Genomic DNA, 13,202 nt, shown 5'->3' with positions numbered 1-13,202 from the left:
GTTCCGGTCCTCCGGTTCCCAGTGTTGCGCAGGCGGGCGCGGTCACCACTCGGGGCGGTCTCAGCCGTGCAGGAAGGCCCTCACCTCGGCCGGGGGCGGGACCTCGGCGGGTGTGAGGCTCCGGATCTCGCCGCGGAAGGAGCGCACGTCCAGCCGGCTGCCGGGGTCCGCGCCCGGCAGCGCCGCCATGAGGGCGTCGAGGTCGGCCGTGCCGAACACCTTGAACGTCCGCACCGGCCGGTAGGGGGAAGGCCGTACGTCGAAGCGGAGGTCGACGACCGGGTGCGGGCGGCGGGCCCAGTCCGCGTACGGCAGCGAGCCGTGCCCGTGGATCCGCGCGTCGACCAGGACCTCGGGGTCCTCGTCGCCGATCTCGCAGTCGAAGACGGGGAAGGCGGCCGCGACGCGGTCGGCGACGGCGGGGTACGCGGCGCAGCCCCGGCCGAGCGCCGGTGCGCAGAACAGCGCGTGGGTGAACTCCCCGACCGGCTCCGGCAGCGGCACCTTGTGGTGGGAGCGCCCGTCGAAGGCCAGGTCACGGCGGGCGGCGACGAGGTGCAGGAACGCGGTCACCGCCGCGGCGTCGCTCCGGTCGGGGCGCACCGTGAAGCGGACCGCGCCGCGCCCGTCGTCGCGCAGGACGACGTACTCGTGGAAGCCCACCGGCCGGCCGGGCCCGATCACATGGCGGTACACCTCTTCGAAGCCCTCGACCGGCAGGTACTCGGAGGCCGGGGCGTGCGGCCCGCGGCCGGCCCACAGGACGTCGAGCACCTCGGCCTCCGGGTCGGGTCCGGCCTCGTCGTGCGGCGGGTCGACCTCCGTGAAGCCCTTCCGCAGCCACTCGGCGGCCTTGCGCGCGGCGTGGCGCCGGGCGTGCTCCTCGTCGTCGAGCGTCGAGGTGCTCGACTTCCCCGTCCCGCCGACGGCGCCCCAGCGCAGGAAGCAGCGGATCCCCTCCTGGCGGATCTCCCGGTACTCGGGCCTTCCCTCCCCGGCGGACTCGAACCGCCGCCACCCCGTCACCGGTCCTCCGGCGTCGTGACCGGGGCGCCCGCGCCGATCCGGAAGAGCACGTTGGGGCGCAGCGGCCCTTCGGGGGCGGTGGGGTCGTCGAAGTCGCCGGCCGGGTCGCGGGTCATGCCGATGCGGCGCATGACGGCCTGGGACCGGAGGTTGCCCGCGGTGGTCACGGCGAGGATCTCGGGGAGCCCGAGGGTGCCGAAGCCGAAGGCCAGGACGGCCCGTGCGGCCTCGGTGGCGTAGCCCTTGCCCCAGGCCGCGCGGGCCAGGCGCCAGCCGATCTCCACGCCCGTGAAGGGCAGCCCGTCGTCGACCGGGTCCAGGCCCGCGAAGCCGGCGAACTCGCCGGTCGCCCGGACCTCGACGGCCCACCAGCCGTAGCCGCGTTCGTCGAAATCGGCCCGGAACCGGGCCACGGAGGCGTCGCTCTCCTCCCGGGTCAGCGGCGCCCCCAGGTGCTCGCGCACCTCGGGGTCGGCGTTCATGGCGGCCCAGGGCGCGAGGTCGCGGTCCTGCCAGCGGCGCAGCAGCAGGCGCTCGGTGCTCAGTTCGGTCACGCCGCCCAGCCAACGGGAGCCCCGGCCCCGTGGCAAGGTGTTTTCCCCAGCTGAGTTGCATTTCTGAATCCAGCTGACCTAGATTGGAGATACCTACTCAGCCCAACGGAACGAGCACCCCCATGGACATCAAGAACTCCGTCGCCGTCGTGACCGGCGCGGGCCGCGGCTTGGGCCGTCACCTGGCGACCCAGCTGCTCGAGCGGGGCGCCGCCAAGGTGTACGCGGGCGTCCGCAACCCCGAGGCCCTCGACCTGCCCGGCGTCGAGCCGCTCCGGCTGGACATCACGGACCCCGAGTCGATCGCCCGGGCCGCCCGGGCGGCCTCCGACGCCACCCTCGTGATCAACAACGCGGGCGTCAGCACGCACGTGGGGCTGGCCGACGGGAACATGGCCGACATCCGCCTGGAGATGGAGACCCACTTCTTCGGCTCCCTGGGCGTCACGCGGGCCTTCGCCCCCGTGATCGCGGCGAACGGCGGCGGCGCCGTCCTCAACGTCCTGTCCATCCTGTCCTGGATCCACCTGCCGGGATACGGCGGCTACAGCGCGGCCAAGGCCGCGGAACTGGCGATGACCAACGTCGTACGCCGGGAGCTCGCCCCCTCCGGGATCGACGTCACCGCGCTCCACGTGGGCTACATGGACACGGAGATGGCCGACTACGTCGACCCCTCCGACAAGGTGGACCCCGCGTGGGTGGCCGGCCTCGCCCTGGACGGCATCGAGCAGCGGGCCCTGGAGGTCGTCGTCGACGACCGGAGCCGCGGCGTCCGGTCCGCCCTGTCCGGTGGTCTCGAACTGCTCTACCCCGACCTGCCGGCGCCGAAGGCCCTCTGAGCCGGACGGCAGCCCGTCACCCGCCGGCCACCGGGGCGACCGGGGCTGAATTGGGAATGTCAATCCAGAGGTAGCATGAGGAGATGTCCAGCGTCAGCGCCACCGGCGGGGAAGAGGCCGTCTGCTCGATCGCCCGGACCCTCGAGGTCGTCGGCGACAAGTGGACGCTCCTCGTCCTGCGCGAGGCGACGCTGCGCGGAGTGACGCGCTTCGCCGACTTCCGCCAAGAGCTCGGCATCGCCCCGGATCTGCTGACCGGCCGCCTGACCACGCTCGTGGACCAGGGGATCATGGAGAGGCGGCCCTACCGGGAGCCCGGCAGCCGCACGCGGTACGGCTACCACTTGACGGCGGCGGGCGAAGAGCTGCGGCTCGTCCTCGCGGCGTTCCAGCAGTGGGGCGACACGCACCGGACACCGGCACGGGGCCCGGCGGTCCTGCGGCGGTCGGTGGACGGGGGCCGCCCGGTCAGCGTGGCCTTCGTCGACGACGCGGGCGCCGTGCTCCCGGCGGCGGACGTGGAGTTCACCCCGTCGGACGGCGCGGCACCCTGAGCGCGGCGCCCGCCCGCTCCACACGGCGGCCGGCTCAGGACAGCCCGGGCGCGATCCTGGCCAGGGCGTCCGCGCGGATCCGGCTCATCGGGTTGCTGCTCACCCGGTAGCGGCCGTTGGGTACGTGGGCGGAGCGGACGATGCGCACGGTGACCGGGCCCGCCCACTCGTAGCCGCGCCGGTCCGCGTGCCGCAGCAGGGAATCGGTCAGGACCTCCCCCACGCGGCCTTGGTGCGGGACCAGCTCCCGGTGCGGGGCGTCGGCCAGTTCGACCGTGAAGACGTTCGGCACCACCACCCGGGTCGGGCTGCACACCACCGCCCGGTCGTCGCACTCGCGGCGCAGGGCGTCCAGCAGTTCCACCGGCTCCCGGTGCCGCACCCTCGCCACCAGCGCCCGTTCCCAGCGCTCGATCACCCGTTCCCATCGCTTCAGCGTTCCCATGACGATGCGCCTGCCCGGGGCGCGGTCCCTGATGCCGCGGCGGCCACCCCATCAGCCGTACCGGGGCGATTCCCGGCCACCGGACCCGGTGCCCCCGTGACTCCCCGGCCCTTCGGCCGTTCCGGGCATCGTCACCCGCGCGCCGTGGCCTCTGGAGTGGCGAGGTGTCAGATCCGTCCATAGCGTCTGTTTTCGGCTGATCACATATCACGGGAAGCAGGTGCACACACATGAAGCTCTGTCGGTCCCGCAGGGCCGTCGCCGCGGCGGCCGCCACGGCGACCATCGTGGGAGGCGCGGTCGCGTGCGGCGGCGAGTCCAAGCCCACGGCCTCGCAGTCCGCGGACGCGCAGAAGACGATCTCCGTACGCGCGGGGGAATCCATCCAGTCGGCGGTGGACCGCGCCGAGCCCGGCCAGGTCATCGACATCGCGGCCGGTACCTACCACGAGAGCGTCCAGATCAGCACGCCGCGGCTGACGCTGCGCGGAGCGGGCACGGGCACGGTCATCTCCCCGAGCGCGAAGCGCGACGAGAACGCCTGCGCCAAGGCGGGCGAGGGCATCTGCGTCAGCGGTACGGCGCAGAAGAAGCCCTCCGACGTGACCCTGGAGTCGCTGACGGTCGCCGGGTTCAAGAAGGCCGGCATCCACGCGACGGGGGCCGACGGGCTGCAGGTCCTCCGCGTCACCGCACGGGACAACAAGGTGCAGGGCATCCTCGTGGAGAAGTCGGTCCGCACCGTCTTCCGTGACAACACCGCCCGCAACAACGCCGATTCCGGCATCTTCCTCGCCAACTCCATGGACACCGAGGGCGGTGCGCTCGACACCAAGGGCGCCGTCATCGAGGGCAACAAGGTGTCGGAGAACCGGATCGGCATCGGCCTGCGCCGCGTCCGGGGCGTGACGGTCGAGAGCAACCAGGTCACCGGCAACTGCGGTGGTGTCTTCGTCGTCGGCGACGAGGGCGTCCCGCGCGGCGGCGCGCTGACCGTCTCCCACAACACCGTGACCGCGAACAACAAGTACTGCGCGCCCAGTGCCCGTCTGCCGTTCATCCAGGGCACGGGCATCCTGCTCACGGGCGTCGAGAAGACCGTCGTGACCGACAACGACGTGCGCGACAACAGCGGCAAGTCCCCGATGTCCGGCGGCATCGTGCTGTTCAGCAGCGTCGTGGGGACGTCCAACTCCGAGAACACCATCCGCGACAACGTCGCCCGCGGCAACAAGCCGGCCGACCTCGCCAACCGCGACCTGAAGGGCAAGGGGAACACCTTCGTCGACAACACCCTGGAGACCACCGAGCCCAAGCAGCTGGCCAACAGCACCACCAGCAGCGCGCCGAGCAGCGCACCGAGCACCGCTCCCAGCGCCGCCCCCAGCAGCTGACGCTCACCGCCCCGGCAGACGACGGACGACCGCCCGGGCCCACGCCGGCGGGTCCGGCGGCGGGCCCGGCGGCACGAGGACCGCGGCCGGCCGGGTCGTCACCCGGGTGACCTGGTGGTCGGGGGAACTCCCCCGCGGGGCCGGCTCGTCCGGCCCGGCCGCGGCCGCCCGCAGGGCGCCCACGAACTCCAGGCAGGAGTCGTGGCGGTCCTCGGGGACCTTCGCGAGCGCCTTGGTCATGACGTCGTCCATGGCCGGCGGGATGTCCGGCCGCCGCTCCGTCAGGGGCGGCGGCCGGTCGTACTGGTGCGCCCACAGCAGGGCCACGTCCTCCTCGCGCTCGAAGGGCAGGCCCCCGGTCAGGCTCTCGTAGACGACGCACGCCAGGCTGTACAGGTCGCAGCGGCCGTCCACCGGGCGCCCCGAAATCTGCTCCGGCGCCACGTAGTCCAGCGTGCCGACGAATTCGCCGACGGTGGTGAATCCGGTCAGCGACAGCGATTTCTTCGTCAGCCCGAAATCCGTGAGGTAGACGTGCTCGGGGTGCTCGCTGTCGGTGCCCTCGGCGACGAGCACGTTCCCCGGTTTCACGTCGCGGTGCACCAGGTCGTGGTCGTGGGCGGCGTCCAGCGCGGAGGCCACCTGGGCCGCGATCCGCAGCGCCGTCGTCACGGGCAGCGGGCCGTCGCGGTCGAACAGTGCCCGCAGGTCGAGGCCCGAGACGTAACGCATCGCGATGTAGAGGACACCGTCGGTCTCGCCGGCCTCGAATATCGGCACGATGTGGGGGTGGTCGATGGCGGCCGCCACCCGTGACTCGTGGGTGAAACGACGGCGGAAGGTGTCGTTGCGGGCCAGCTCCGGGGCGAGCAGCTTGAGCGCCACCGTGCGGTCGAGCCGCAGGTCCCGGGCGCAGTAGACCACGGCCATTCCGCCGCGGCCGATCTCCCGCTCCACGCGGTAACCGGCGATCCGGGCCCCGATGAGTCCGGAGGGCCGCCCGGCGTACACGCTCACGTCATGCGGGACCGAATTCATCGCACACCACCGCCACGCGGCCGGACACCGGGGATTTCCCCCGCTCCTTTCCTGAATTGTATCGAGCGGGCCCCGGCAATTCGCGGCCGTGCGTTTCCGCAGCGGGTTGAGGTACAGTTCCCGGGTCCTGTCGTCTCCGATAGAGGTGGACGTTGCTCATCTGAGGTCCGCGATCATCGCGCGCACGGCCCCGCCGCCGTACGCCGGTCACGCCGCAGCCGGCCCTGCCGCCGTCCGTGACCCCGCGCGCATGCGACCTCGGTGCACGATCCGTCCCCGTCCCCCGGAGGATGGCACCCCCCGTTCCGGCACGGTCGCCGCGTGGTGCTCGCACACGAAGCCCGCCATCCCTGCGCTTGCGACTGCGAGGACCTCCATGTCCCTCCCCCTCACCGCGACCGGCCCGTCCCTGGGCTGCTCCGCCCTGTCCTTCCGGTGGCCGGACGGCACGCCCGTGGTCGACGGGCTCTCCCTGACCGTCGGCCGCGGCCGCACCGGGCTCGTCGGCGCCAACGGCACCGGGAAGTCCACCCTGTTGAAGCTGCTGGCCGGCCGGCTGCGCCCCGCCGCGGGGTCGGTGACCGTCGGCGGCAGCCTCGCCTACCTGCCCCAGGACGTCACCCTCGACACCGCGCTCCGGGTCGACCAGGCCCTCGGCATCGCGGAGCGGCGCGCCGCCCTGCGGGCCATCGAGGCGGGCGACGTCGCCGAGGAGCAATTCGAGACCGTCGGCGACGACTGGGACGTCGAGGAACGCGCCCTGGCGACCCTGGGCTCCCTCGGACTCGGCGGCCTCGACCTGGACCGCACCGTGGGCCGGATGTCCGGCGGCGAGACCGTGCTGCTGCGCCTGGCCGCGCTGCTGCTGCGCCGCCCCGACGTCCTCCTGCTCGACGAACCCACCAACAACCTCGACCTCTTCGCGCGCCGCCGGCTCCACGACACCGTCGGTTCCTGGCGTTCCGGCGTCCTCGTCGTGGTCAGCCACGACCGTGAACTGCTGGAGCGGGTGGACCGCGTCGCCGAACTGCGCGCGGGCTCCGTCACCTGGTACGGCGGAGGGTGGTCGGACTACGAGGAGGCCGTGGCCGCCCAGCAGGAGACCGCCGGCCGCGCGCTGCGCGCCGCCGAGGCCGACGTGCGCCGGCAGCGGCGCGAACTGGAGGAGGCCCGGATCGCCTCGGCGCGCCGCCAGAGGCACAGCCGGAAGATGGACGCCCAGCGGCGGGCCCCGCGCATCGTCGCCGGCGAGCGCAAGCGCTCCGCGCAGGAGTCCGCCGACCGGCTCCGCGGTGTGCAGGAGGAACGACTCGCCCAGGCGCGCGAACGCCGCGAGGACGCGGCGGACGCGCTCCGCGACGACGCGGAGATCAGGGTCGACCTGCCGCACACCGCGGTCCCGCCGGGTCGCGCCGTGCTGACCCTGCGGGGACTGCGGCCGCGCTTCGGTTCGCTCCGGGCGGGCGACCTCCACGTCCACGGGCCGGAGCGTGTGGCACTGGTCGGGCGCAACGGCGCCGGGAAGACGACGCTGCTGCGCACCCTCACCGGCGAGCTCGCGCCGCTGTCCGGCGAGGCGAGGACGCACGTGCCGCTGCGGTTCCTGCCGCAGCGCCTCGACGTCCTGGACGAGGAGCTGAGCGTGGCCGCCAACGTCGCCCGTGTGGCCCCCGGCGTCCCCGAGAACGAGATCCGCGCCCGGCTCGCGCGGTTCCTGTTCCGCGGGGTCCGCGCCGAACAGCCCGCGGGCACCCTCTCCGGCGGGGAGCGCTTCCGCGCCGCGCTGGCGGCCTCGATGCTCGCGGCGCCCGCCCCGCAACTGCTGATCCTGGACGAGCCCACCAACAACCTGGACGTCGCCAGTGTCCGGCAGTTGACGAGCGCCCTCGCGTCCTTCCGCGGCGCGCTCGTCGTCGCCGGTCACGACCTGCCGTTCCTGGAGTCGGTCGGGATCACGCGCTGGCTGCTCGTGGGCGAGGAGCTGACGGAGACCACCGCCGAGGAGGTGCGGGACCTGCTGGAGGGCGCCGGGGAGGGCTGACCCCGGACCCCGGATCCCTAGGACCCCGGGACCGCGCCGCCCGCGCGGGCGGTCCCGTGCGAGGTCGCCGTCAGCGCTCCCCGTCCGCCGCCCTCGGCGCGGGCACGGCCGGGGAACGGCGGCGCCACAGGGTGGGGTTGACGACGGACGGCGGCCTGCGCAGCCGGGTCGCCTGCTCGTAGTCGTGGGCGTAGCCGAGGAGCAGCGGCTCGCTCCACGCCCGTCCCAGGAAGGTGATGTTGAACGGGCGCCGGTTGGCCGCACGGTAGCCCGCGGGGACGGTGACGGAGGGGTAGCCGGCCTTGGCGCCGATGGACGAACTGCCGCTGTTCACGAACAGCAGGGCGGTGACGTCGTGTCCGGCCATCAGGGCGTCGATGCGGTCCCTGCTCTCCTCCAGGTCGCGGGCACGGGCGGCCTCGTACTCGGCGGTGTCCGCGCTGTCCGGACCGAGGTCCCTGGCCTGTGCGGCGAGCGCGAGCGTCTGCCCGAACTTCAGGGCGACGTCCGCGTGGGCCTCGTTGCGGGCGATCACCTCGGCCAGGGTGCGCACCGGCGCGCCCTCGGGCAGCCGCGCCAGGTAGGCGTTGAGGTCGCGCTTGAACTCGTGGCTCAGCACCGGGGAGGCGACGTCGTAGCGGCGGCGCGCCTCGATGCCGACTTCGACGATTTCCGCGCCGCGTCGCGCCAGGGCGTCCAGGGCCGCGTCCCACAGGGCCCGTTCGTCCGTGCCGTCCTGCGGGGTCTGCTCGGCGACGACGCCGATGCGCGCGCCGTACAGGGCGTCGGAGCTCAGGCCGGCGGTGAAGTCGTGGCCTTCCAGGGGGTTGCCCGCGGTGGCCGGATCCTCGGGATCGGTACCGGTGAGGACGGTGAGCAGGGCGGCGGCGTCCGCGACGGTCCGGGTCATCGGGCCGGCGGTGTCCTGGCTGGAGGCGATGGGCACGATGCCGGTGCGGCTGACCAGGCCCAGGGTGGGCTTGACCCCGACGCCCGAGGTGGCCGACGCCGGGCTGAGGATGGACCCGTCGGTCTCGGTGCCGATGGTGACGGCGGCCAGTCCGGCCGCGGCGGCGACCCCGGACCCGGCGCTGGAACCGCTCGGGGTCTCGCTCAGGTCGTACGGGTTGAGCACCTGACCGGCGAGCGAGCTGTAGCCGCTGGGCATGCCGACGGTGAGGTAGTTGGCGAACTCGGTGAGGTTGGCCTTGCCGAGGATCACCGCGCCCGCCTCCCGCAGCCGCGTCACCAGCGGGGCGTCGCCGGCGGGGTGGGAGCCGGCGAGCACCACGGATCCCGCGGTGGTCGGCATGCCGAAGACGTCGATGTTGTCCTTCACCAGCACCGGTATGCCCAGCAGCGGACCGCCGGGGTCGCCGCCCGCCCTGCGCGCGTCGGCCGCCGCGGCCTCCTCCAGCGCGGCGGGGTTGACGCGGCGTACCGCGTTCAGCGCCGGTCCGCCGACGTCCAGGTCCTCGATGCGCCGCAGGTAGGCACGGGTGAGGGAGACGCTCGTGATGCGGCCCGCGGCCATCAAGGCGGTCAGCTCGGCGACCGTCGCGACCTCCAGGTCGGCGGGGAACGCCTCGTGCTGCGCCGCGTCGGCGGCGTCGGTGCCGCCCGCCGCAGCCGGTTCGGGGCCGGTGTTGAGGTTGATGTCGCCCTCCAGGGTGAGCGGTGCGCTGACGCGACCGGGTTCCTACGCCGTCGGTACGCCCCGTACGGCCGTCCCGCGGGGCGTGACCATCATCCTCACAGGAAACGGCGGATGGGCGCGGTCGCCACCTCCTGGGCCCGCTCCAGCGCGGGACGGGTCCGCCAGAGGGCGCCGTCGACGGGCTCGCTGCGCAGCAGGTCCTCGTCGAAGTGGGCGTCGAGGACGGAGGTGAAGGACTCGTCGAGGACGGCCAGCATCACCTCCTCGTCGTGGTCGAGGGAGCGACGGTTGAAGTTGGTCGAGCCGATCAGGGTGGCCACCCCGTCCATGGTGATGACCTTGGCGTGCATCATGGTCGGCAGGTAGTGCCAGATCCGCACGCCGCAGTCGATGAGCCGCTGGTAGTAGCGCTGCCCGGCCAGCTGGCAGACCCGCTTGTCGGTGTAGGGGCCCGGCAGCAGGATCTCGACCTTCACCCCGCGCGCCGCCGCGTGGCAGAGCAGGCCCACGAAGTACGGGTCGGGGGCGAAGTACGCGGTGGCCAGCCGGATGCGCTGCTCGGCCGAGGCGATCACCACCCGGAGCAGGGTGCGCATGTCCTGCCAGCCGACGCTCGCCGAGCCGCGCACGACCTGGACGATCGCGCCGCCGCTCTGCTCGTGCTCGCCGAAGCGGTCACGGTCGTCGAAGAGCCCGTTGCGCCGGCACTCGGCCCAGTTCTGCGCGAAGGCCGCGGCCAGCCCGTCCACGGCGGGGCCGGTGACCCGGACGTGGGTGTCCCGCCACTCACCGGGGTGCCGGGCGTCGCCGGACCACTCCTCGGCGATGCCGACCCCGCCGGTGAAGGCCACCTCGGCGTCGACCACCAGGACCTTGCGGTGGCAGCGGTGGTTCTGCTTGAACGGCGAGAGCCGCACGGGCTTGCGGAACCAGGCGACGTCCACGCCGGCCCGGTCCATGTCGTCCAGCAGTCGCTGCTCGATCAGCCGCCCGCCGAAGCCGTCGAGCAGCAGCCGCACCCGCACCCCTTCCGCCGCCTTGGCGGCCAGCGCGTGCGCGAAGTCGCGCGCGATCTGGCCGCGCCAGTAGACGAAGGTGGTCATGTCGACGGTGTGCTTGGCCGCCCGGACGGCCTCCAGCATCGCGGGGAAGATCTCGTCCCCGTTCCGCAGCGCCTGCAGGCAGTTGCCCTCGGTCGCGGCGATGCCGATCAACCGTTCCAGGCGGCGGCGGAGTTCCTGCTTGCGGTCGGCGGCGGAGCGCTCCGGCCGGCCCCCGTCCGTACGGTCGGTCTCCTCCAGCGATGCGCCCATGGCCGTCGTGCCCCCCGGTTCCTGTGCCGCCGCGGCCCCTCCGGCCGCCGCGTCGCGTGGCGTACTCCAGCCGTATGCCCTGCCGGGGAGCGGTTATCCGGAAGTGACTAGGCGTTCCCGTGGGGCCCGGGGGACTCCTTCCTGCCGCGCAGCACCTTGGCCCGGCCGGCGAGCGGCACCGTCGCCGCGAGGAGCCCGGCCGCGAGCGCGGCCGCGCCCCAGGCGGGGGCGGGCCGCCAGTCCAGTCCGAGGACGTGGTCGAGCGACCACTCCCCCGGCCCGGTGAAGCCGAGGCACGCGGCGACCGCGCCGTACAGGAACGGCACCTCGCAGCCGCCCTTCAGCGCCCAGAAACCGTTCGGCGCCGTCGAGGCGGCGGCCACCGTCATCGTGCCGACGACGACCGCGCAGCCGCCCGGCGTCAGCAGTCCGGCCGCGACCGACGCCGCCCCGGTCAGCTCGGCCACCGCGGCGACCAGCGCCATCCGCGGCCCGGGGAGGATGCCGTAGCGCTCGAAGACGGCTCCGGTGCCCGTCAGGCCCGCCCCGCCGAACCAGCCGCGCAGCTTCTGCGTGGCGTGGCCGAACAGCAGGGCGGCGAGCAGCAGTCGGAGCAGCAGCAGCCCCAGGCTCATCTCTCGGTCCTCCTTCGTGTCGCCCGTGTCGTTCCCGTCCGCCGTGTCACCGGCCGTGGGTCGAGGAGCTGCGGTAGTCGGTGTAGGTGTAGGGGTTGTCGAGCACCTTCGTCTCGGGGACGTCGGGGTTCATCCCCTTGCGCCACTCCTCCTCGCCCATGGCGGACCGCAGGTGCTCGACGGTGCGCTCGACCTCGTGCCGCACCGCGCCCAGGTCGACGCCCAGCAGGCGGTGCTCGTGCTTGACGACCCGTCCGTCGACGAGCACGGTGTGCACGTCGCCTCGCTGCGCCTGGAAGGCCACCTGCCCGTACGGGTTGAGCAGCGGGAAGGAGACCGGCGAGTGGTCGTTCTTCAGCAGGACGATGTCGGCCTTCTTGCCGGCCTCCAGGCTGCCCAGGTCGCGCTCGCGGCCGAGGGCCCGGGCGCCGCCGAGGGTGGCCCACTCCACCACCTGGTCGGCGCGCAGCGCGCAGTGGGTGACGGTCTCCCCCTTGGCGTGCGCCTCCAGGTGGGCGCGGGCGCGGTCGGCGCCGAGGGTGGTGCGCATGGCGGAGAACAGGTCGCCGCTCCACCACACGCTGGTGTCCACGGACAGGGAGACGGGGATGTCGTGCGAGCGGAGGGCCCAGGTCGTCGGGTAGCCCTGGCCGGCGCTCTGCTCGCTCTCCGTCGACACCGAGACCGAGCCGCCGGTGGCCGCGATGCGGTGGTAGGAGTCGGCGCTGAGCGTCGAGGCGTGGACGTACACCGTCTCCGGCGTCATGAAGCCGTTCTCGTACATCAGGCGGATGCCGTCGTCGTTGGTGGCGCCCCACACCCCGGCGTGGGTGGTGACGGGGACGCCCAGTTCGCGGGCCACCTCGAAGGCGGGCTTCTCGGGGAAGGCGGGGTCGCCCGTGACGTCGAAGGCCAGTTGGAAGCCGAGCATGTCGTCGCCGTCGACGCGGCGGCCGACGAAGTCGCGGAACTCCGGCGCGGCCGTCCACTCCGCGGGCGCCTGCTGGATGTTGCCGTAGGCCAGGACGAAGCGGCCGGGCACCGACCGCAGGGCGTCCACGGCGGCGTCGGCGTGGTCCACGGTCTGCAGGCCGTGCGACCAGTCGACGACGGTGGTGACACCGGCGTCGAGGGCCTCCACGGCGGCGAGCCGGTTGCCGGCGTGGACGTCCTCGGGGCGGAACTTCCTGCCGTGCTCCAGGTAGTACCAGACGAAGTACTGGGTGAGCGTCCAGTCGGCGCCGTAACCCCGCATCGCGGTCTGCCACATGTGCCGGTGCGTGTCGATCATGCCCGGCATGACGATGCCGCCCGTGGCGTCGACCTCCGCCGTCCCGTCGGGCACGGCCAGTCGCGGACCCACCGCCGCTATCCGGTCGTCGACGACGAGCACGTCGGTGTCCGCGAGGACCTCGCGTCCGCGGTTGACGGGGAGCACGGTCCCACCGCGCAGAACAATGGGCCGCCCCGGTGTGAATGCCTCGACCTTATCCATCATGAACTCCCTTGGCCGCTTGACGGACACGAGTACGCTATTCGGCCATCGAATCGAACGCTAGCCTCGCGACGCAGTTCGGGAGGCAGGTGCGCCCGGCCCGCACGGAAGCTGTCGCAGAACGAGACACTGCCCTGACGGCCGCTCCCGAACCGGCCACGGCAGGGGCGATCACCCTTGACGCCCCCGGCATCCGGCAACAGAATCA

General features: G+C 73.4%; 12 protein-coding genes. 4 read left to right on the top strand and 8 right to left on the bottom strand.

The annotated features are described in order from the left end of the window. Window positions 1-60: 60 nt before the first annotated feature. Together ABZ479_RS19280 and ABZ479_RS19275 are read right to left on the bottom strand one after the other, a co-directional pair. A complete protein-coding gene (locus tag ABZ479_RS19280; protein ID WP_500462698.1) occupies window positions 61-1,026 on the bottom strand; it encodes a WGR domain-containing protein in 966 nt (321 codons plus the stop codon). Next, window positions 1,023-1,580, bottom strand: a complete 558-nt coding sequence (locus ABZ479_RS19275; protein WP_500462697.1) for a GNAT family N-acetyltransferase — start codon at window positions 1,578-1,580, stop codon at window positions 1,023-1,025. Before ABZ479_RS19275 ends, ABZ479_RS19280 begins: the two co-directional genes overlap by 4 nt. A 122-nt stretch (window positions 1,581-1,702) precedes the next feature. On the opposite strand from ABZ479_RS19275, the gene ABZ479_RS19270 reads away from it, so the two are divergent. After that, window positions 1,703-2,422, top strand: coding sequence for an SDR family oxidoreductase (locus ABZ479_RS19270; RefSeq protein WP_500462696.1), 720 nt, complete (start codon window positions 1,703-1,705; stop codon window positions 2,420-2,422). Window positions 2,423-2,505: 83 nt separating this feature from the next. Continuing rightward, window positions 2,506-2,976 carry a winged helix-turn-helix transcriptional regulator gene (locus ABZ479_RS19265; RefSeq protein ID WP_500462695.1) on the top strand — a complete coding sequence of 157 codons (471 nt, stop codon included), beginning with the start codon at window positions 2,506-2,508 and terminating at the stop codon, window positions 2,974-2,976. A gap of 34 nt (window positions 2,977-3,010) precedes the next feature. Here ABZ479_RS19265 and ABZ479_RS19260 read toward each other — a convergent pair whose 3' ends face one another. After that, on the bottom strand, window positions 3,011-3,421 hold the full coding sequence (locus ABZ479_RS19260) for a DUF3662 domain-containing protein (RefSeq protein WP_500462694.1): 411 nt from the start codon (window positions 3,419-3,421) through the stop codon (window positions 3,011-3,013). 230 nt (window positions 3,422-3,651) lie between these two features. Between ABZ479_RS19260 and ABZ479_RS19255 the strand changes: the two genes are divergently transcribed. After that, entirely contained in the window at window positions 3,652-4,815 is a 1,164-nt protein-coding gene (locus ABZ479_RS19255; RefSeq protein ID WP_500462693.1) for a right-handed parallel beta-helix repeat-containing protein, read from the top strand. Between the two features lie 3 nt (window positions 4,816-4,818). On the opposite strand, the gene ABZ479_RS19250 is transcribed toward ABZ479_RS19255, so the two are convergent. Further along, complete coding sequence (locus tag ABZ479_RS19250) at window positions 4,819-5,853, bottom strand: serine/threonine-protein kinase (RefSeq protein ID WP_500462692.1); 1,035 nt, start codon at window positions 5,851-5,853, stop codon at window positions 4,819-4,821. 376 nt (window positions 5,854-6,229) lie between these two features. Between ABZ479_RS19250 and ABZ479_RS19245 the strand changes: the two genes are divergently transcribed. Then, the gene (locus ABZ479_RS19245; RefSeq protein WP_500462691.1) at window positions 6,230-7,894 is read left to right on the top strand and encodes an ABC-F family ATP-binding cassette domain-containing protein; all 1,665 of its coding nucleotides are present in this window, start codon (window positions 6,230-6,232) and stop codon (window positions 7,892-7,894) included. A 70-nt stretch (window positions 7,895-7,964) separates the two neighbouring features. On the opposite strand, the gene ABZ479_RS19240 is transcribed toward ABZ479_RS19245, so the two are convergent. The 4 genes from ABZ479_RS19240 to ABZ479_RS19225 all read right to left on the bottom strand — a co-directional run bounded on the left by ABZ479_RS19240 (window position 7,965) and on the right by ABZ479_RS19225 (window position 12,937). Then, a complete protein-coding gene (locus ABZ479_RS19240; RefSeq protein ID WP_500462690.1) occupies window positions 7,965-9,428 on the bottom strand; it encodes an amidase family protein in 1,464 nt (487 codons plus the stop codon). A 218-nt stretch (window positions 9,429-9,646) separates the two neighbouring features. Further along, window positions 9,647-10,864, bottom strand: coding sequence for a phospholipase D-like domain-containing protein (locus tag ABZ479_RS19235; protein WP_500462689.1), 1,218 nt, complete (start codon window positions 10,862-10,864; stop codon window positions 9,647-9,649). 107 nt (window positions 10,865-10,971) lie between these two features. Further along, entirely contained in the window at window positions 10,972-11,499 is a 528-nt protein-coding gene (locus ABZ479_RS19230; protein WP_500462688.1) for a DoxX family protein, read from the bottom strand. Window positions 11,500-11,545: 46 nt separating this feature from the next. Then, window positions 11,546-12,937: an amidohydrolase family protein gene (locus ABZ479_RS19225; RefSeq protein WP_500462687.1), complete on the bottom strand. Its 1,392-nt coding sequence runs from the start codon at window positions 12,935-12,937 to the stop codon at window positions 11,546-11,548. Window positions 12,938-13,202: the final 265 nt, after the last annotated feature.

The organism is Streptomyces sp. NPDC005722, assembly GCF_040630935.1.
GTDB lineage: Bacteria > Actinomycetota > Actinomycetes > Streptomycetales > Streptomycetaceae > Actinacidiphila.
This window is presented reverse-complemented; position numbering and strand designations above follow the sequence as displayed.